The organism is Methanosarcina sp. A14, from assembly GCF_001729375.1.
Taxonomy (GTDB): domain Archaea; phylum Halobacteriota; class Methanosarcinia; order Methanosarcinales; family Methanosarcinaceae; genus Methanosarcina; species Methanosarcina barkeri.
This window is the reverse complement of record NZ_LZPK01000031.1, coordinates 15,805-35,236: the sequence shown is the minus strand read 5'-3', so window position 1 is coordinate 35,236 and position 19,432 is coordinate 15,805. Positions and strand designations below refer to the sequence as shown.

Here is a 19,432-nt window from a genome sequence, read left to right as displayed (position 1 = left end):
CATGACAAATTGCGTCAATTTCCCAACATTTAGTGAATAGTTTAATAAGTTAGAAGCTGGAACAGGGCATCGATTTCATGTTAATAGGCCAAAATTTAAGGCCGGTTTCTAATGCAAAATCGATAGCTTTCAGGCAAGAAAATTCCTTAACCGAAGACGCATGTATTGGTATTATAAATTTCATTTTGGTATTGTAAAATAATCATGTAAAATAAAACAATTAGAAGTTGAAGTAAAATAGTGGGTCAGATGTATACGATATATAATCAAGATAATAAAATTAAAAAGCGAAAAAAGTTTGGGATAAAACAGGGAAGACAAACCGAGTACAAATAACTTTATTCCGGGTTTTGGATTATTGAGAGGCTTAGTCTGTCTGTATGAGGGTGAAGGTTCATAAAAAAGTAATATAGAACTGATAGAACCGAGTTCATATTCTGAAAAGTAATAATTTTGTGATAAAACAAATTATTTTTGAACTTATAAAATTATTTCAGTATATAACGTTTCTCCATACAATTTGAAGAGGGTGCCTTTTTATAAATCCTTTTTACTGTTTCCTGCTTCGTTATTAAGAATCTTCAGGTAAAGGCGCATGATTTTCAGTCTTTCCTTGGCAATCTTTTTTGCAGTTTCAGTGTTCAACTTTTCAGGAATTGTGAAAGGTTTGTACTGCATATATTCGTTAAAGCCCTCAATAGGGTCTTCAATATACACGGTTCTTTTTGAACTTCCCTTATCCATTCCTGTTGTATGCTTTAACATCCTGAGAGCTCCCATCGAAAGAACAGCTCTGAAGATCCCAACTGCTCCAAGGGCATCAATCCGATCGGCGTCCTGCAAAATTTGAGCTTCGAGACAATCCGGCTTTTCCCCTGCACTGAAACGGTGTGTCCGGATACAACCAGTAACAGCTTCAATAACCTCTTTTCCAAGCCCTGTTCTCGAAAGAAATTCAGAAGCGATGTCGGCACTATATACGGCATGGTCCCCGCCTTCTTCATGTTCCTTAATTACGCCGACATCGTGGAGGAGAGCTGCAAGCTGAAGTATGAGAAGATCTCCCCCTTCTTCTTTTTGGATTTCCAGGCAAAGGGCTTCTACCCGGTTTATATGGGACATATCATGGGAACTTGGCTCACCTTCAAGAAAAGTAGCTACAAATTCCCTCGTTTTTTCTATAAGGTCCATATTCATTGTTCCAATTCTACAGTCATAGCTTTAAGGTGTTCCTGGATTTCAGAAATAGCATCTAAAAGGACTTTTTTATTATCATAAGTTGTGATTAATTTCACAAGTTCTTCATTTCTCTCCTTTTTCAGTTCCATCCCGAACTTGATCATGTTTTCAAGTGCACGGGTAAGGTTGTCAACTATCGAGATTGTAGACATCTTTGAAGTCCGTGAGAGAGGGTTCAGGTCAATAGCTATAACAGTTTTTCCCATTTCTACGAGTTTTTCACAACGATCTCCGTCTTCCAGAGGGACAAGCACTACGTCTGCAGAATATATCCCCCGGCTTTCTACCAGCCGCCTGGCGTGAGAGAGTTCAAGGCTTGCATCCGGATTTTTCCCAAGCACCTCAGAAGCCCCATTAGCTTTGAGCTGTTCTATTATAAGGTGGATCCTTGTTTCAGTCCTGTGAAAAAGATTGACCTCGAGCTTTGCTCCTGTAACATCTGCAAGGGCTACAATTTTGTCAGGAGCGAGAGCTGCAGCATTACCGTTTACGGAAATTACAGGATTTTTTGCCAGTAGCAGGGCAGCAACTGCTGCTCTTTCAGCATACAGAGCAGACTTGGTGCTTCGCTCGCCTATAAGGTAATCAAAGCTTTCGCCTCTTCCCTGGGAAATCAGCCCCTGAATACTTGTCATTCCCATTTTTACCCCGGCTGCAACCTTTTCACGGGCTAGCAGGGACTCATACCTCGGGTGGTCTTTGGGTATCTCGGTCATATCGGTCGCTTACCTTATTTTAATTGACTTTCTTTTAATTGACTTTCCAGTATCTTTTTTTATGTATGAACTTAATCCGTAAATGAGTTTCATCAGTTTTACATAAACTGCTTGAGTAACAGTTTTAACATAAACTACTTAATTAGTTCAGAACACTCAAATAAAACACTAAAATGAGTAATCTGAATTATATAATTACTATTTGATCCCAATTTTCGATTTATACATTATTTTAACTCTCTTTAAGTTATAAGGAGAGTAGTTACAAGGAAATTAATTACGCAGCAATTTTCTGCAAGTATTTTTTTATTTTCCTGGCACATTCAAAATATGTTCTGCTCGAACTCATTCGTTCATCAGTCTTGGCACGCAGGTGCTTATGCCGTATTCCAGCACTTCCCCAAATTCCTGGAGGGCTTCGTAGAGACGGAACTGCTGGGAGTAAGGGGCAATTGCGAAAACCGTATCCCCAAGCATTGCCTGAGAAGCTAGCCCACCATTTGAGTTTGCAGCTTCGATCACATCTTTTGCCCGGCTGCTCATAAGGCCTGTTTTACTGGCAAACGCTTTTGACTGCTGCATGAAGTTCTCAAGAGTGGGCTTTTTAAGCAGCTCGGACATAGCTTCTTTTCCTGCGCTGTTAATTCTTGAGGATGCAGCTTCATCCCTCAGGACCGACCCGGTAGAAATCTCACCAAGTACAATACAGAAAACCCTGGCTTCGGGAGCCGGGATCCCGTCCACAAGCCCGAATTCGGGCCCGCCAGGCTGCAGTCTGATCACGACTCCACCGCTGGACTGGGCAGCAATATCCCCAAGTCCGCTGCAATTGACGACCTCAGCCACATGGGCATATTCAGTCAGGCTTTTTATGGTCTGATTCAGGGAAAGTGCATTGTTCAGGGCATAGGCTGTCCCGAGAGCTCCTGCACCTGAAGCTCCAAATCCGCATCCTGTTGGGATTTCTGCCCAGCTTTTTATTCTTACAGGCAGTTCAGTCATCATCTCTGCGACAGTCCGAGTAGTTCTGCCTTCAACTCTTTTTCCATTAAGAAAAACTTCGGTTTTTTCTACAGATCTCCCGATCTTTACTTCGGTGGTTACGCCTCCATTCAGGACGATTCCGCAGCCTGTAGAACCCTTACGATGAGGGTTTTCATGCTCGTGAATCTGGAAAAAACCTGTGATGTGTCCCGGAGCATAGGCTTTTGCCTGAATGTCTGCTCCTTCACTCTCATATGTATACATAGAAAACGCCTTTTTGCCACTTTAATCATTTTTTCAAAGTTCGTTCGTGTTTTGCAGGATACTTTGCAAAATGCTTCCGGATTTTTGTGAAATACTCTGGGATACTTTGCAGCAGATTTTTTACTTTAACAGATCGGCTACCTCTTCAAGGATAAAGGCTGCAAGTTTGCGCTTATTTCCACTTACGTGCCTTGGTTCGCTTTTTTCCCGTCCAAGCAGGTACAATTCATTCTTCTCAGTGCCCATTCCGCCTTTCGCGACGTCGTTTGCTGCAATCAGGTCCAGTTTTGAAGTTTTAAGGGTTGAAGCTGCCCTTCTGAGAAGTTCGTCTTTTTCAATTTCGGTTTCAGCTTTGAAACCTATAATCACGAGGTCAGGATACCTTTGACGGCATTCTTTAATCAATTTGCGGGTGGGCTTCAGTCTTAAGGTAAGTTCTCCTCCCGATTTTATCTTTTCGGGAGAAGGCTCGGCTGTATAGTCTGCAATTGCTGCCGAACTGATAAGAACATCGTACTCTTTTTCAAGTTCTGAGAGTACAGCATCGGTCATGTCGGCGGCACTCTCTACAAAAATCTCTCTGATTCCTGCAACCCCAAGCCGATCCCGATGAACCAGGGTTACATCAGCTCCATTGCGATAAGCTTCAAGGGCGAGTTCTCTGCCGGTTTTACCTGAAGCCCGGTTCGTGATAATTCGGATGGGGTCCAGGCTTTCGGCAGTAGAGCCACTTGTGATAATTATCTTTCGATTTTCAAGGTTTTTGTTTCCGAGAGCCCTTTCTACCTTGAGCACAATTTCCTCATTTGCCGCAATTTTTGCAACGCCTTCTTCAAGTCTGGGGCCCACAATAGAGATTCCCCAGCTTTTCAATTTTTCCAGATTCTCAACAACAGCCGGATGCCTGAACATTGATTCATGCATTGCAGGAACAACCATCACAGGCACACCAGAGCCAAGGGCAGTTGTTGCAAACGAGGTAACAGGAGTATCATCTATTCCGCATGCGATTTTTCCTATGGTATTTGCGGTTGCAGGAGCTATAAGGAGAAGGTCGGCCCTGCCTTTAAGTCCGCAGAACTCCACATGCTCGACCCTGCCTCCAAGTTCGGTAATTGCTGGATTTCCCGTTGCATAGTGCAGGGCATCAGGGTGCAGAATACGCGTGGCAGCCTCTGTCATAACAGCATGGACTTCAGCCCCGTTTCTTATCAGCTCTCTTGCAAGTTCAACTACCCTGACCGCTCCAATACTTCCCGTAACACCAAGAACTATGGTTTTTCCGGCAAGGAAAGAGCTCTTTTGCCCCTGGATCCAGAGTGTGGGATGGAACTTTTCGGCTCTGGACCTAGTGGCCTTTTGCTTATTTTCTTTATCCATTTCATCTACTCAATCCGGTCACTTTGACCGGGGCTTTCCTGGTTAGGACCCTTCTGCCCGTCTGGATTTAAAAGCCTTTCAATTGGGTTCTCATTCAGGCAGCGGAGGGATCTACAAGGTTATAAGATGGGCAATAATCTCTTAAATCAGCTTGCTTTTCAGAAAATGATCCTGAAAACAAAGTGACATTCAATACGATATTATTAAAACTTTCGAAATAATAAGGATTAAAATTAATTAATAAATAAACTTTATAGAGAGTTATTATTTTATTAATCCAATATCTGAGTTAAAAATAATCCGATATCTGAGTTAAAACTAACAGTGTGTGAGGGAAATAGATTAACGACAAAAAAGCAAAAAAAGAAGCTTCTGAAGTTACGAAAAATGGCTTAAGCACATTTCTAGGGAAAATTTCAGGAAAAGGGCAACTCGAACTTGAAATCGATAAGCTCAATTCACAGATTGCTAAACTGGAACTTGATTTGCAGAGTGCAAAAAACCAGCTTGAAAAAAAAGAAATTCTCGCAAGGCAGGCGGTTTCGGACAGGCAGGACGCTGAGGCTCTTTTAAACCAGGAACGTATTCGCACCCGAACTCTTTCCCACGAGCTCGAAACAATAAGAGCTGAATCTCAGGGTAAATTGAAGTTTCGGGGAATTGAAACTCTGAGCCCGCAAGCCGTTCAGGCTTACCTCTCCAAACTCAAGTCCATCCAAACTACTGCAGGAGACCTGCTGACCGCTTACCTGCCTCAGGGCACCCGACTCTCAGGTGTGATAAGTGAAAAGGTTCTTGAGCGCGTGGAAGAGGAAAACCGTATCCTTCTTGACAGGCTTGAGCCTGAGACCGGCCTTGTACTTTTTTATGATTTTCACCGCATGGTCTGTGAAGCTATAGCTCCTCCTTTTCCTATCACTTTCCCAACCTGGGAGCTTGGGGACAGTTTTGAGGTCTCTGTGCTTGAAGAGATCTTAAGTAAGGACTACCGCATGCTTGTCCTTGTCCTGCACGCCGGCGAATCTTTCATAGGTTTTACTCCCGATGCACAGGTTTTCGATACTGAGGAGCTTATCCGCAGTAGCGTAAAGGAAAAGCACAGTAAAGGAGGCTTTAGTCAGCGCCGCTTCGAACGCCTTCGGGAAGAAGATATCGCACACCACATGGACAAAGTCTTCGAAGTCCTGAATAAAACCCTCGAAGAAAACTCCCCCGTAGACTGCATCGTTATGAGCGGAGACGCCCAGCTCTTAAAGGAAATACAGAGATATCTGCCCCTCAACCTTGAGATAATAGAAAAGCCTTCTGATCTCAAATTAGAAAAAACGGGCGGGGAAGAGATCCTCCGAACGGTTTTAAGCTCCAGAAGGTATTTATTGTGAGCACAGAAAATTTTTCTTTGAGATTCCAAAATAGCTGAAAAATATCGGGAATGCAGAGATGAATGTACAGATGAATGTACAGATGAATGTACAGATGAATGTACAGATGAATGTACAGATGAAGTACAGATGAATGTACAGATGAATGTATAGATGAATTTGCCCATTCCAGTTAAATAGCTTCAGTACTGCATTAAAAATCTCTGACGTTTTTAACTATGGAAGATTTTCCCATCAGATATTTGCACCACATCATGGAATAGATGTTAACCAATTAACATATGCGGTTTTCAAATAAGAATCATTAACTTTTTATTGAAACATAGGGGTTTACTTGCGGCAGTTTGAGCACATACGGATAAATATAAATTTTATGGCAAATTCATCCAACAATCAGAGATCAAGTAATAATTCATAATTAAAAAGTAGTTAGAAAATGGTATTGTTAGATGATTAGGGCATAGAATATATAATAAATTAATAAAAAGGAGTTTATGGAGTTCAAGAGTATTTCCAGTATCATCCAAACTTCATAAAACACGTCCTAAGGGGTAGTGACCATGTTACCTGTGTGTATATTTAAGCTTGCCTATTCTGCCTCCTGGGTGCTAAACAGGAGAAAAAATAATGGCAATGAGTAAAACTAGAGTAGGCGCAATATTTGCAGTAATGGTTTTCTTGAGTATTGCTTTAGTACCGGCTGTAATGGCATAGGAAGCATCAAAAGTAAGTGATAAACCTTCTGAACTGGAGCAAGGTCTAATTGATGCTCTAAATTCCAATACAAAAAACTCATCCACAGACGATGTGATTGCGAATTATTGTAAAGCAAACAAAGATAAGATTTCAATATCAGAGAACGCTACTGCTTCAGGCATAAATAGTTCAAGGACATATCAACTAAAAGATGGATCAAACATAACTTTTACAGATCGAGGTTATTTTTCAATTGATAACTTAAAAGTGAACAATAATACTCAACTAATTAATACAAAAAGCGAAATTAATCCACACTCTGGAACTGATTCGCTTTATGCACCTCCTCTAACATCTTCCGTAAGTGAATATAATTGGCTTGGCTGGAAATTGTTTACTGTTTGCACACAAGGATATTTTGAGTATAATCACAAATCTGTACAGCCTTATTTTTATGATTCATGGTACGTACATAATATGCCTTTCAATCTCTGGCAAATTTCTAATTGGGAAACAGGTACGCATCAAATTTCCAGTAGCACTGCAGAAATTTATGCTCAGGGGAATTTCCATTATGGTTTTGAGTACAATGGCAATGGCTTAACTGTTCAGAACTATTACGTCAAGGTTTATTTATCGTGCGACCAAAATGGAAATTACGAGGCTCACCATTCTATAACCAATCTTAATCCAACACTCAAAATTCGTTCTTTCAATCTTGAATTCTGATATCAATCGGGTTTCTGATCATGGGAAATAGTTCTGAAACTTTTATTGTAGAGAATAACTAAGATTTAGCCTGAAACTAAAAATAATAAGGGACTGGTAAAAATGAATTTTTCTATGCTGAGAATTTATTAATGTGGATGTGAATTTATTATGATGAAAAAATCAAGAAATATAAAGTTGTTTATCTTTTGCTTTACCTTTTTTTTTCTTTTGAATTATATAAACTTGATTGAACTTAATTTATCTACTTTTATAGCAGTAATCATTGCAGCTTTAATAGAAGCTCTCATCCTGTATTTAACCATAAAGTTATCATCACTATTTTTTAGTCTTTTTTAGTCATATATAAGGGAATACTGTAATTACCAGATACGGCAAACTTTCTGTACAGGAAACTAAAGATCAAAAGGAAAGCTGGAATTCTACCCTTGAAGAACTTGGTAAATCCAGTAATATCATATGGAATTGAGCTTACCAGATTGGATGTAAATATTTACGATGGTTTGCCTTCTAAAGAAAAAGCTGCTTTAGTTGAAGAGATTTACCAGATAATTGATGAAGAGACAAAAAACAAAATGTGACTGATATTCCAGTTCTTTTTGGAGAGAGCTGATTTTACCAACCTGATGTCTGAAGGTTCCTTTCAATGTGGGGCCTTACAGCTTCGATATATTTTGTCGCTTTTTCTTCATCATTCAGGTCAATACGAGCTTTTCCTATTCCTGCAGTAGTATTGTCTACAAACAATTGATATTCTTTTTTTGCAGGTTCTTCAGAAAACAGTTTCCCTATGATTCTCAGAGCCGGAATGTAAGACCCAAGAGCTAATTCCGGTTCACCGTTTTCGGCTTCAGCGAGCCCTCTCATAGAAAAGACATGGTATGAAATAGCAGGGTGTTTTATCTTCTTTGCGATTATTTCCGCTTTATCCAGACCTTCAAAGGCCTTTTTAAAGCGTTTATTTTCAATATCGTCAGCTATTTTAGAAAATAGCCGGTTGCCGAATCTCTCTGCTGTTTGGACATAAAGAGAATACTCTTTTGGATTTAATAATAGTTATCGCGCTTCCACTGAATCTGGAAAAGAAAATTTCGTAAAATGATTCTATTCGCGGGCCTGAATGGATAAAGACAGCAAAAATTATTTGCTAAAAAGAAGAAAAATAAAGCAAACAGGTTAGCAGGTAATTTGTCAATGACTGAAAAACTTGATTATCGGAGTTACAGTTTGATCTGAGTTACAGTTTGCAAAACTTCAGGTATAAAACTTGATTATCAGAGTTATAGTTTGCAAAACTTCAGGTATAAAACTTGATTATCAGAGTTATAGTTTGATCTGAGTTCCAATTTGCAGAACTTCAGGCATGCTTCTAGAGCCAAAAAATGTTAGGAGAAGTATACACGGATTACAAAAAGACTTTAAAGAAGTATCACTATGTTATCGAGAGAGGGTATCCCCATCCTCTTGGGGCAACGCCTGATGAAAATGGAGTAAATTTGTAACTATTCAGAGTTATATTTAGCGGCGCTCCTTTGAGCGCCGCGAGAATACTCTCTAAAACAGGTAAACCATTCTTTCTTATTGTGGAAATATATGCTCTAATTCTGCAGAAAGCTTCCGCTCCTCGTTCAGTTTTGAAAGTTCCTGATATTTTCTGCTGTAGCTTCATCATCCTGACATCTCTTTCTGCCTGATTATTCTCAAACGGAACTTTCAAGTCTGTCAGGAAGCTCAGGATCTTGTCTTTATGTTCTATAAACCTATCAAGCAGATTCCTTGCTTTGGTTTTTGGATGCATACCACGTTTTCCTTGTCTCTTAGGATTTAGAGAAGGTGGATTTTCTTCAATTCCTTTCACGATTACAGCATTGAACATCTTTTCTAATGCCTTAACCTGTTCAAAATCCAGATATTTAACCTGCTCTTTACACTCATCAGTATACTTTTTCATTTCAGATAACAGCTCATTCATATCTTTAGTCCATTGCTGTTTATAATTCTCCTCAATTCCAATAAGTTCTCTTTGGAGATGAGCATTGCAAAGAGCATGATCACAATTATAACCGTTGTAAGGTTTCCATCCATCAGGAACTGCTACCCCTTTAAACTCGGGAAGAATTCCCATAGCATCAATAGCTTCTGATCCTCTTTTTGGATGAGTAAAATAACATGTGTATTTGTCAGTAGAAGCTACATGAAGCCAATGTCTTTTTCCTTGAACTTTCATTCCAGTTTCATCACAATGGATAACAGGAGAAGCTAGTACCTTTTCTCAAATTATGGTTTCAAATTCTTCAAGATTCTGGAAACATTCTCTTTCTGCTTTAATAATAGTAGCAGAACAGATTTTTATCCCCATTACATCATGAAACAATTCAGAAATCCTTTCGTAAGGAATGAAATGGTGATTTTTAAAGTAAATTGCAGAGGACGAAATATTAGGGCCATATTGAACCGGATATTTTACGGATTCTGGAAAATCAGCTTTATTTAATCTTCCACAGTTAGTACAGGTTTTTATCTGACTTCGATGTTCCGTAACAGTAAGATTTACAGGTGGAATATCAAAAATCTGTCTTTTCTCATAAGCTTCAGCTTCAATATCCTCAAGAATATGTCCACACTCTTTGCAGTAACTCAAAGAATGTTCAATTATCTACACAGGATTATCAACCATTTCAAGAGTTGTGCCTGAATGACCTTCTTGACCTCCAGGTTTCTTACCACTCTTTTTACGCAGACTCTTGGGATTAGGTTTTACTTTGGAAAAATAGTCAGTAGAAGGAGGTTTACTGCTGTTTCTACTGTTTTGATTTAAGCGAGATTCTAAAACTTGCAATCTTTCAGTGAGGTCTTTAATTTGAGACTCAAGACTTATAATATAAGCAATAACTTCAGGGCTTGAAGCACATAGAGCAAGAATCTATTCGCGTTTCATCAAGGAGAAAAAGAACTCATTTTATATCCAATTTTTCCTAGGTACGAGGAAAAATTGTGTAGCCTTAACAAGGATACCTGAATAGTTACTATTATCATTCTTTGTTTATAAATACGTCGTCTTGTTGTTTTTAGTTGAGATGAAGTTTTTCTAATAATTTTCAATGTTTTCAATTTAAGAACTCAGAAAATCATTATATTTGGGATTAAGGCTAGTTTTAGTATAAGTAGTTTAAAATAATTCTGGGAATAATTATGTTCTATACGGGAGCAATAAGACTTGTGGATGTGTTGCGGTATAGTGAGCTTACAGTTAAAAAGCAGTATCTAAGCAGGTTTTGTAATTAACTTGATCACAACGTCTATTCTGTGTGATTTTGTACTCTAAATATGTATCCTAACTGCAAGATTAAGGATTCCTACAAAGTTCAAATAAGCCTTTTTTGCAACTGTACTTTCAGGATTAAAATCCATAGGAATATTAGAATCCATAGGAATTGAGGATAGGAGTTGAGGGGACATGGAGAAGAAGGGAGTAATAAATCTGTTCGCTTTTGGCATCGTACTGGTTAACGCTTTAACGATTGTAGCTTTGGGTTCTTCCGAAACTTTGAGTAGCACAAGCACTTCAGAAAAGGAAAAAGCTTTCGACCCCGAAAGTATGAATCTCTCAGTGAAACCTGGAGACGACTTCTATGAATATGCTGAGGGAGACTGGATAAAAAGTCATCCTGTACCCATGGATAAGTCCAGATACGGAGAGTTTGCAATAGTAGAAGACAGGACTTATGACCGTGTCAACGGAATTTTGGAGAGTGCAGCCAGTAATACCTCAGTTCCTGATGGAAGTCTCGAGCAGAAGATTGGCACATTCTACAGCATGGGAATGGATAATTTCACTCTGGAAAAGCAGCATCTTGATCCAATCAAAGGCAAACTGAAGATGATAGACAATACCTCCAGTGCTTCCGATCTTCAGTCAGTCTCAACACAAATGATGGAGTACGGCCTGGACCCTTTCTTTTCAATGTATGCTGCACCTGACAAGAAGAACAGCAAGATCATGATTGCTACCCTTACTCAGGGAGGGCTAGGCCTTCCGGATAGAGATTTCTATTTCAGACAGGACAATGAATCTATCAAAATCAGAGAACAGTATTTGACTCATGTTACCAGGATGTTTGTCTTCCTTGGCGATAGTCCAGAGGTCGCTGAGAATAATGCCAGGACTGTGATGAGGATAGAGACCCGGCTGGCCAATGCATCCTTTACCAATGTAGAAGACCGCGATGAGGTCAAAACGTATAACAAGATGAGCCTTGAGGAGCTTCAGGCCTTTGCACCAGGCATTAACTGGTCTTGTCTCTTCGTCTCTCTGGGTTATCCGGACGTAGCCGAGGTCAACGTCAGAAATCCTTCCTTCTTTAAAGAGTTAAGCAGCGCCCTTCAGGAAGAGAACATAGCTGATTGGAAGACCTTCCTGCGCTGGAAGCTGATTTTAGGGACGTCACCTTACCTAAGCTCCGACGTAGAAGAGGAACACTTTGATTTTTATGGAAGAAAACTCAATGGTCAGCAAGAAATGAAGCCCAGGTGGAAGAGGGTTATTGAAGCGGAAAATGAGGCTATGGGCGAGGCCGTAGGACACGTCTATGTAGATAGATATTTTGACCAAGGTTCCAGGGCCAGGATGCAGGATATGGTATTCAACCTGAAGAAGGCCTTCGGAGAGAGAATTCAAAACCTGGCATGGATGGAGTCTGAAACCAAAAAAGAAGCTCTCAAAAAGCTTGAAGTTCTGGATGTACAGGTAGGTTATCCAGATGAATGGCTGAACTATTCAGAGCTTGAATTTAAAAACGATTCATATGTTATGAATGTCCTCAGAGCTTCTAAATTCAAGTTTCATCATGGACCCAGCGGTCTGGATAGAATAGGTCAGCCTGTAAATCGCAAGCTGTGGGAGATGAATCCCCAGGAGACTAACGCCTATGCGGATTACAATAAAATAATTATAGTTTTCCCGGCAGGCATTCTTCAGCCTCCTTTCTTCAATAAGGATGCCGATGACGCTGTTAATTATGGTGCCATAGGTGCAATTATAGGACACGAGATGACTCACCATTTCGATAGCCAGGGCAGAAAGTTCGATGCAAGTGGAAATTTGACGGATTGGTGGACACCAGAAGATGCCGATAACTTCAACAAAAGCACGGAGGTTCTGGTGGACGAGTATAACAGGTTCGAGATTTTGCCTGGCCTGTACGTCAACGGCAACCTGACTCTGCCTGAGAACGTAGCAGATTTTGGCGGATTGACCGTGGCCTACCACGCTTATAAGCTCTCATTGAAAGAGGAGCCGGAAATGATTGATGGATTCACTGGAGACCAGAGGTTCTTTTTAAGCTTCACCCAGGTGTGGAGGGAGTCGGACACAGACGAATCACTAAGGACGTTAGCACTGACTGATACTCATTCACCAGCCAGGTTCAGGGTCAATGGAGTGGTTTTCAACGTGCCTGAGTTTTACAGGGCGTTCCCAAACGTAAAGCCCTCGGATAAACTCTACAGACCAGGAAGTGAGAGGCCAGTGATATGGTAAAATTATCGCTGGAAGCCTTTTCGTTTCTGAAGATGAAATACAGCACCTATGAATAGTCATGAACCCTGAATGATAGTACCTGTTGGCAGCTCTACTCTGCTTTGAAGTTATGCAGTGAACCTGTGGGGACCCGGCAAAAGATATGCTTCCCAGTCCGGTTCCTTTGCTGGATCTATTTCAGTCAGATACCTCGTTGCTCGGCACCGGGGCTCACTACCACAACTTTGATTGCCAGTTGTCGTCAGACACCTTCTTCAGGGTGGGAAGGAAGCTGCCAGTTAAAAAATATCCTGGAAAATATCCCGGCAGGGAAAACTGAAGGATGGGTATCTCACTCTTCTATATTCTTCCCTATACATTATTTTTCCAGAACTATGCGATTCTCAGATCCGGGAGCCAGAGGAGAAAAGGTCTCTAGGTAATTGACAAAGGCATCTAAATCTGGAGATCCTACCATCCTATCGGTCCCTTCTTTCATTACAGAGAAATTATCTCCTCCATCAGCCAGAAATCCATTCATTGTTACGCGGTAAGGGCTGCTCGGATCAATAGAAGTTCCATTGATTTTTATACTGGATATATCGACTTTCTCGCCCGTAGGAGCGCGTTCGTTCCAGGTATAACTAAAGCCCTTTGAAACCTGCAATATTCGCTTACTGCCAAGGGATGGGTTGTCGAATTGCTGTTCCAGCAAAGCGTCGATCTGAGTGCCGTTTAAGGTCATTGTGACCAGATCGTTTCCAAAAGGCTGGACACTGAAGGCCTCTCCATAAGTAACCTGACCTTGCAGTTCCCCACCGCTAATTTGATCATATACCAGGTCTGTGCGAATGCCGCCTGGGTTCATGAAAGCTATAACAGCACCGCCATTGCTTAAGTTAGAAGTAGCATATAACTGAGCATCGGCTACGACGTCACCCAGAGCAGATTCACCTGAATCACTGGCTGTATTTGTAATATTCTCTGTGATGTTACAGATCACCCGGTCCGCAAGGGGCGCAACCTGAGATTTATATTCCTCTATCAGCTCGCTTATTCCTGAGTCTTCAGTAATGTCTCTGGAAACTATGATATTTCTGGACCTTTCCTCGATCACATCACAAGTCTCGTTGCTTATCACCAGATCGATATCCGTGAGTAAATTACCTGCCGAACCGGCTTCTGTTACCAGACGGCCGTCAATAACAGCATTGTAAGCCTGATGTGTATGGCCAGTGATGAAAACATCTACTTCGTCGTCGGTGGCATTGATGACATCTAAAATTGGGCCGCTCATGTTCAGGCTCTCGTTATATAGTCCCTCTTGGGAACCGCCGTCATGGATGATCACCACTATGGTTTTTACGCCCATACTCTTCAGCTTTTTGACCTGTTCATTAATGGTCGTGGCTTCGTCCAGGAACCTGAACCCTTTCACTTTGGAAGCAGTCACTATGTATGGCGTGTCTTTTAGGGCAATTCCAATGAACCCTATTGGAACTCCCTGGACGTAGGTAATGTTATAGGCAGGGAATATTGTGGCGTTTGTGCTCTCATTGACTATATTTGCAGCCAGAAACTGGAAATGTGCTCCTTCAAAGGAGGAGTTACTCAGGTTGCCATCTGTCGGCTGGTAGCTGCCATTCTGAATGCGCATGAGCTCGCCCATTCCCTCGTCCAGATCATGGTTGCCTACGGCTGAAAAGTCGAGCCCCATCATATTGAGAGCTTTTATTGTCGGTTCATCCTGGAACAGGGCTGAGAGAAGCGGGCTGGCACCCATAGAATCGCCTGCCGATACCACAAATGTATTGGGGTTCTCAGAGCTGAGTTCCTTTATGTGAGTGGCCAGATACTCCATGCCTCCGGAATCAACGCATATGGGAGCTCCGGTCTCATTATAACCCGTAACCACTTTGCCGGTGGACGGTTCAATTTGACCGTGGAGGTCATTAATGGACAGGATCTGGACTTTTAATGTATTTTCTGACGTATTTTCCTGCGTATCTTCTAATGTACCCTTTTCAGGCCCTGAAGCCTCCAGGCAGCCAAGTGAGGCCAGAGAGACAAGTATCACTAGGCATAAATAAAAGGCAAGGTGCCTATTGGGCTTATTTGTCAAACAATTGTACTTTTTTAACAATATCTATCCCTCTTTAAGCATTAAAATCTGAGTCGAAAAACCGGTTCTTATAGTTCCGTGCTACAGTTTTTATATAATTAGGACTTGAGTGACTGAACCGCTTAACTACGCAATTTTATCATCCTCAATTTGTACTAACAGTGTTAAGTCTTGAAACTACAAATTTTTGGACATCTTAGTATTTTAAAATATTTATATGTAAAATTGTTTATATTTTGTAATGTTTATATATGAAATTGTTTATAGGTGAACCTTTGCAAGCCTTCATAGCCAGTTATCTTTTTTTGACAACCTTTGGAAAAAGAGAATATTTGTTGATCAGGAAGTCCGCATTCAGATTTTCATTAAACGTTCTCCATTTTTTGACATTTATAAAAAAGGCAATTTACAGGGTAAAGGTAATTTACAGAGTATTTTGTAAGATGATTTCTCGAAAGGTTGCTATGATCGATTTCTATATCTTAAAAGATGCAAAAATTAAGTTTGAAGGTTAGAAGAGCAGTAACATTTTATAAAAAATGATAGCTATCCTGATAAATTTCTATAAAAGTCAAAAAATTATATTTTAATTTATTTCTGAATTTTCTTCGTCCTGTATACCTTAGTCCAGGATGAGTTGAAGATTCTTTTCTATTTTCAGTTTAATAGCCTATTTTATTGTTAAAACTTATTTTGTCCAAATTCTTTTATCAACCAGTGTAAAACCAAAAGAACTAGTATTCCAATCCCCAAGATTTCAGGAACAGAAGAGAGCGAAATATGAAATGTAAACGATTTTTCAAACAGTTTTGTCAAGTATTCAATTCCATTGAAGTCCGTCCGATATTTGGGGAATTCGAATCCAAAGAGAGGCCAGAATAAAGTTCTGGGATTTGTCCACATATAATCTTCTATAAGATGGAAGAAAGAACCTGAAGCAAGGCTAAGAACTTTGATATCTTTTTTCTTTTCATATATGTATAAACCTATCAGGAATAGGGAAAGAACGAATAACAGAGTATGACATATGATACGTCCGTTTGCAAAGGTAGAAGCAAAGATAATCATTCCTACAGGTTTGTCGATTAAGTCGGGCAGAAGAGCTCCAATGGCTAAGTATTTTGGATCTATAATAGTCCTTAGCCGGGGTATTAAAATCCCAAGTAAGAAGAATACTCCCAATGTAACCCCAATATGTCCAAAAAGAAGCATCGCAAATTATCAAGACTTCAGTTATATATAAATATAGTCCATGGCTTTAAAAATTTTTAAAAAGTCGTATACTTTATTTAGAAGTGTCATTTAATTATAAAGACTAATCATTTAGCGGACTCATGTATTAACTATTAAAAAATATAAATTTCTAAAAATGTATTTTACTATTATAGCATGAAAATACTGCCATCTACAAGTACTTTCATTAGCTGTGCATGTTATTCAAAGAATTTCATGTGTGTTTAGTGAGAACAGGCACTCTCATCTGCTGAGTTTCCTTACCTACTCTGGATTGCAGTCTGCTGAAACTTCGTTTTCATATTTATAAGAGGCTAAAGACAACGTATAATTTTAGTTGATGTGTCTATTTTATTTCATCATACTCACAATTTTTCAGAAAAATTATTTGCCCTTTTCGATAGCTCCTCCCCTTACGACAAGTACTTTTTTAGAAAAATTATTTGCCCTTTTCAATAGCTTCTCCCCTTACGACAAGTACTCTTACATTAGATTGTCTAATCACATTTTCAGCTACACTTCCGATCAAAAATCTATGGACTCCAGTTCTTCCTTGTGTGCCTATAACGATAAGACCAATGTCGTTTTCTTCTGCAAAATCGACAATTTCTTCTGCAGGGTTTCCTTCAAGAATTACGGATTCGACCTTAACGTTTGCAGCTCTTCCGACATTCTCAACATAACTTGTTGCGTCCTTGCCTTCTGCTATGAGCTGGTCTTTAATTGCCTCATTCCATTCTTTACTTCTGGACTGAATTAATGAATCATAACCACCCAGTTCGATAACATGTACAGCATAAAGCTTTGCCTCGCTTAGTTTTGCAACTTCAACTGCTGTAAAAATTGCTTTTCTTACTCGTTCCGAACCGTCGGTTGCGACCATTATATTCCTGAAAACAGTATTTCTCATGCCAAACTCCCCTTTCCTTTTCGTTCTTTATGCAAATTATAGGACAATGATCACTTATATATCATCAAAGGAAATGAGTATATAAAAGCCGGTCAACTTATTTAATAAATCGATACAGAATGTACCATCGATAACAAGAAAAATTATGAAACATGAAATTTTACTGCTGAATGTGGGTTTCAAATACACTCTCCTGAATTGTAATAATAGGACTCAAGAGATTCAGATTAAATCTTCAGAAGCCTCCAGAGTCCTTAAAAACTTAATCTCCATAGATACCTTGATCCCCACAACCTTACTTGTTATACAGTCCAATAGCCTTATTCGTCTTTTCAATTGACTTTGCACCGTCGCTTTCAAGTTCCATCATAGCTCTTATAGCGTCAACATTTTCCGGAACTACAATCGATTCTTGATGGACAGCATGGAAGAAGTAAAGCTCTTTATCAGTCACTGTAATGGATTCGGGCCAGATACAGAGCTCCCACATATCGTGTCTGGGGCGTCCAATATCCCGCGCAAATTCAATTATCTCGGCTGTTGAAGTAATCCCCTGCCCTACTAAACGAATCCTGGACTGAGAACCAAAGATATTCTTAACGTCTTCTGCAGTGCAATCCTTATTGACTTCCATGTTTACAGTATGCACATGCATAAGAGTCGTCGGGACTTTTATAGCTGCAGTAGTTATGTTAATGTGTGGAAGCACACTCTGTACATCAGGTCCATGGTGAGACGGAAGTTTAATCGGGTTAAGTACGATTGCATCAACAGGTCCTTTTTTAATTTCATTGGGATCGACTGCTCTTCTTGTGAGACTTACCCTCACCTTATTTACTCCGAATTCCCTGTCTATAGTTGAAATAGCCCTGCAAAGTGCTGTAGTATTACATGAGACAACTCTTACAAGGTCACGGCCTACAGCCTGTTCGTAATTACTCTCCGCATTAAAGGAGAAACCTGCAAGCGGATGACTTTCGCCCCCCTGCCAGATTGCCTTTATCCCGATTTTCTCATACATAGGCTTATTTTTTTCCCCAATTCCCCCTGGAGTACAGTCCACAACCAGGTCAGCTTTTTCCAGCATTTCTTCAATACTTCCAGCTGCTGGCATTCCTGCTTTCTCAAAAGTTTCAACATTCTCAGCAGGAGCATATATATCATATCCTAGCTTATGTGCCACTGCTGCCTCATAATTCGGTTTTGTCTTGGAAATTCCGACAACTTCCATATCGTCCTGAGCCCTAACGGCGTCTGCAACCCTTTTTCCTATAGTTCCGTAACCGTTTACCGCGATTTTTGCTTTAGCCATTGTTATCCTATCCTTTTAATTTCCATATCTTAGGACTTACACACTCAATGTCCAAAATCAGGCACAATAGATGCAAGGTCAAATTTGCTTCTCAGGCAGTTGAAGGTTAACAACATCGAGTTCACAGTTTAACTGCTAACTTCCATGTTCAGTTCAGAAAATTCTAATTAAGATCCTCTCTCAGATCTTATCTGAAAGATATTGTGTCATGTTCTGCAATTTATAAAACCGGCATAATGTAACAAACCGCATCGATCCTGCAGACAAAGTATTAGACAAAGTATAACTTTTCGAATGGTCATTTTGATTTTTCTGATAAGCTCTTATTCAAATGCTGTAAATTTTTCTTTCAATGCACCACATATGGGACATACATCGGGTGCATCTCCTTCAAGGGTATATCCACATACCTCGCAAACCTGAATAGGACCTAATTCTGGGTCTTTTCCTGAGTTCACCGATTCTAAAGCTTTTTCATAAATCATCTTATGCATTTTTTCAGTACCCCAGGACCATTCAAAACTTCTTTGTGCACTTTTTTCTTTCTGGAATTTTGCGACTTCAATATATGCAGGATACATTTCCTCTATCTCATATGTCTCACCAGCAATGGCCAGCTTAAGGTTTTTCCTGGTATCACCCGGTCCAAAAACTGCCATACTATTTGCGACAAATCCCCCCTCGAGGTGTTTTAACTCCTTATAATGGTCTCCTGCATGTACATATTCCGCATGAGCGATTGCACGAAACAACCGAGCCACATTGCTAAGTTTTTCTATCTCTGCTTGATTTGCAAAATGCACATACCTCATATATGCTTGACTTTCTCCCCCAAACGCATTGATGAGATTCTGCTGTGTCATCATTTTCATTTAAAGCCGCCCCCCCTTTCAATAAGTTTAATAATCTCGTGTCTTTAGGACTTGTATATTTTAGAGCAAAAAAGC

General features: G+C 40.0%; 15 protein-coding genes and 1 pseudogene. 5 read left to right on the top strand and 11 right to left on the bottom strand.

Going from position 1 to position 19,432, the window contains the following annotated elements; translation table 11 throughout:
* Nucleotides 1–537: 537 nt before the first annotated feature.
* The 4 genes from A9239_RS02230 to coaBC all read right to left on the bottom strand — a co-directional run bounded on the left by A9239_RS02230 (nt 538) and on the right by coaBC (nt 4,583).
* Nucleotides 538–1,191 carry an HD domain-containing protein gene (locus A9239_RS02230; protein WP_048122795.1) on the bottom strand — a complete coding sequence of 218 codons (654 nt, stop codon included), beginning with the start codon at nt 1,189–1,191 and terminating at the stop codon, nt 538–540.
* Between the two features lie 2 nt (nt 1,192–1,193).
* Nucleotides 1,194–1,955, bottom strand: a complete 762-nt coding sequence (locus A9239_RS02225; protein ID WP_048117242.1) for a 4-phosphopantoate--beta-alanine ligase — start codon at nt 1,953–1,955, stop codon at nt 1,194–1,196.
* A gap of 345 nt (nt 1,956–2,300) precedes the next feature.
* A complete protein-coding gene (locus A9239_RS02220; protein ID WP_048117239.1) occupies nt 2,301–3,203 on the bottom strand; it encodes a pantoate kinase in 903 nt (300 codons plus the stop codon).
* Nucleotides 3,204–3,323: 120 nt separating this feature from the next.
* On the bottom strand, nt 3,324–4,583 hold the full coding sequence (gene coaBC, locus A9239_RS02215) for a bifunctional phosphopantothenoylcysteine decarboxylase/phosphopantothenate--cysteine ligase CoaBC (RefSeq protein ID WP_048117236.1): 1,260 nt from the start codon (nt 4,581–4,583) through the stop codon (nt 3,324–3,326).
* A 485-nt stretch (nt 4,584–5,068) separates the two neighbouring features.
* Between coaBC and A9239_RS02210 the strand changes: the two genes are divergently transcribed.
* The 3 genes from A9239_RS02210 to A9239_RS19260 all read left to right on the top strand — a co-directional run bounded on the left by A9239_RS02210 (nt 5,069) and on the right by A9239_RS19260 (nt 7,971).
* Entirely contained in the window at nt 5,069–5,965 is an 897-nt protein-coding gene (locus tag A9239_RS02210; protein ID WP_048155583.1) for a Vms1/Ankzf1 family peptidyl-tRNA hydrolase, read from the top strand.
* 807 nt (nt 5,966–6,772) lie between these two features.
* A complete protein-coding gene (locus A9239_RS02205; RefSeq protein ID WP_048122793.1) occupies nt 6,773–7,390 on the top strand; it encodes a hypothetical protein in 618 nt (205 codons plus the stop codon).
* A gap of 428 nt (nt 7,391–7,818) precedes the next feature.
* Complete coding sequence (locus A9239_RS19260; protein ID WP_155396452.1) at nt 7,819–7,971, top strand: hypothetical protein; 153 nt, start codon at nt 7,819–7,821, stop codon at nt 7,969–7,971.
* 34 nt (nt 7,972–8,005) lie between these two features.
* On the opposite strand, the gene A9239_RS02200 is transcribed toward A9239_RS19260, so the two are convergent.
* Nucleotides 8,006–8,257, bottom strand: coding sequence for a hypothetical protein (locus A9239_RS02200; protein ID WP_048117230.1), 252 nt, complete (start codon nt 8,255–8,257; stop codon nt 8,006–8,008).
* Nucleotides 8,258–8,903: 646 nt separating this feature from the next.
* A pseudogene (gene tnpC, locus A9239_RS02195) lies at nt 8,904–10,313 on the bottom strand (IS66 family transposase); the annotation flags it as partial.
* Between the two features lie 534 nt (nt 10,314–10,847).
* Between tnpC and A9239_RS02190 the strand changes: the two are divergent.
* A complete protein-coding gene (locus A9239_RS02190; RefSeq protein ID WP_048155586.1) occupies nt 10,848–12,929 on the top strand; it encodes a M13 family metallopeptidase in 2,082 nt (693 codons plus the stop codon).
* Nucleotides 12,930–13,071: 142 nt separating this feature from the next.
* Nucleotides 13,072–13,248 (top strand): hypothetical protein, encoded by a 177-nt coding sequence (locus tag A9239_RS19255; protein ID WP_155396451.1) that lies wholly within the window; start codon nt 13,072–13,074, stop codon nt 13,246–13,248.
* 39 nt (nt 13,249–13,287) lie between these two features.
* Here the strand turns inward: A9239_RS19255 and A9239_RS02185 are convergent, their stop codons facing one another.
* The 5 genes from A9239_RS02185 to A9239_RS02160 form a co-directional block, all read right to left on the bottom strand.
* Complete coding sequence (locus A9239_RS02185; protein WP_218104529.1) at nt 13,288–15,051, bottom strand: bifunctional UDP-sugar hydrolase/5'-nucleotidase; 1,764 nt, start codon at nt 15,049–15,051, stop codon at nt 13,288–13,290.
* Between the two features lie 660 nt (nt 15,052–15,711).
* On the bottom strand, nt 15,712–16,242 hold the full coding sequence (locus tag A9239_RS02175; protein WP_048117221.1) for a metal-dependent hydrolase: 531 nt from the start codon (nt 16,240–16,242) through the stop codon (nt 15,712–15,714).
* A gap of 460 nt (nt 16,243–16,702) precedes the next feature.
* Nucleotides 16,703–17,173 carry a universal stress protein gene (locus tag A9239_RS02170; protein ID WP_048117219.1) on the bottom strand — a complete coding sequence of 157 codons (471 nt, stop codon included), beginning with the start codon at nt 17,171–17,173 and terminating at the stop codon, nt 16,703–16,705.
* 295 nt (nt 17,174–17,468) lie between these two features.
* The gene (locus A9239_RS02165; RefSeq protein WP_048117217.1) at nt 17,469–18,485 is read right to left on the bottom strand and encodes a type II glyceraldehyde-3-phosphate dehydrogenase; all 1,017 of its coding nucleotides are present in this window, start codon (nt 18,483–18,485) and stop codon (nt 17,469–17,471) included.
* A gap of 323 nt (nt 18,486–18,808) precedes the next feature.
* Nucleotides 18,809–19,357: a rubrerythrin family protein gene (locus tag A9239_RS02160; RefSeq protein ID WP_048117216.1), complete on the bottom strand. Its 549-nt coding sequence runs from the start codon at nt 19,355–19,357 to the stop codon at nt 18,809–18,811.
* Nucleotides 19,358–19,432: the final 75 nt, after the last annotated feature.

Excerpts from the sequence above, each read along its gene's own strand:
- A9239_RS19255 (WP_155396451.1), top strand. The coding sequence starts at position 13,072 with ATGCTTCCCAGTCCGGTTCCTTTGCTGGATCTATTTCAGTCAGATACC.
- coaBC (WP_048117236.1), bottom strand. The coding sequence starts at position 4,583 with ATGGATAAAGAAAATAAGCAAAAGGCCACTAGGTCCAGAGCCGAAAAG.
- A9239_RS02230 (WP_048122795.1), bottom strand. The coding sequence starts at position 1,191 with ATGGACCTTATAGAAAAAACGAGGGAATTTGTAGCTACTTTTCTTGAA.
- A9239_RS02200 (WP_048117230.1), bottom strand. The coding sequence starts at position 8,257 with ATGAGAGGGCTCGCTGAAGCCGAAAACGGTGAACCGGAATTAGCTCTT.
- A9239_RS02165 (WP_048117217.1), bottom strand. The coding sequence starts at position 18,485 with ATGGCTAAAGCAAAAATCGCGGTAAACGGTTACGGAACTATAGGAAAA.
- A9239_RS02160 (WP_048117216.1), bottom strand. The coding sequence starts at position 19,357 with ATGAAAATGATGACACAGCAGAATCTCATCAATGCGTTTGGGGGAGAA.
- A9239_RS02170 (WP_048117219.1), bottom strand. The coding sequence starts at position 17,173 with ATGAGAAATACTGTTTTCAGGAATATAATGGTCGCAACCGACGGTTCG.
- A9239_RS02175 (WP_048117221.1), bottom strand. The coding sequence starts at position 16,242 with ATGCTTCTTTTTGGACATATTGGGGTTACATTGGGAGTATTCTTCTTA.
- A9239_RS02220 (WP_048117239.1), bottom strand. The coding sequence starts at position 3,203 with ATGTATACATATGAGAGTGAAGGAGCAGACATTCAGGCAAAAGCCTAT.
- A9239_RS02190 (WP_048155586.1), top strand. The coding sequence starts at position 10,848 with ATGGAGAAGAAGGGAGTAATAAATCTGTTCGCTTTTGGCATCGTACTG.
- A9239_RS02225 (WP_048117242.1), bottom strand. The coding sequence starts at position 1,955 with ATGACCGAGATACCCAAAGACCACCCGAGGTATGAGTCCCTGCTAGCC.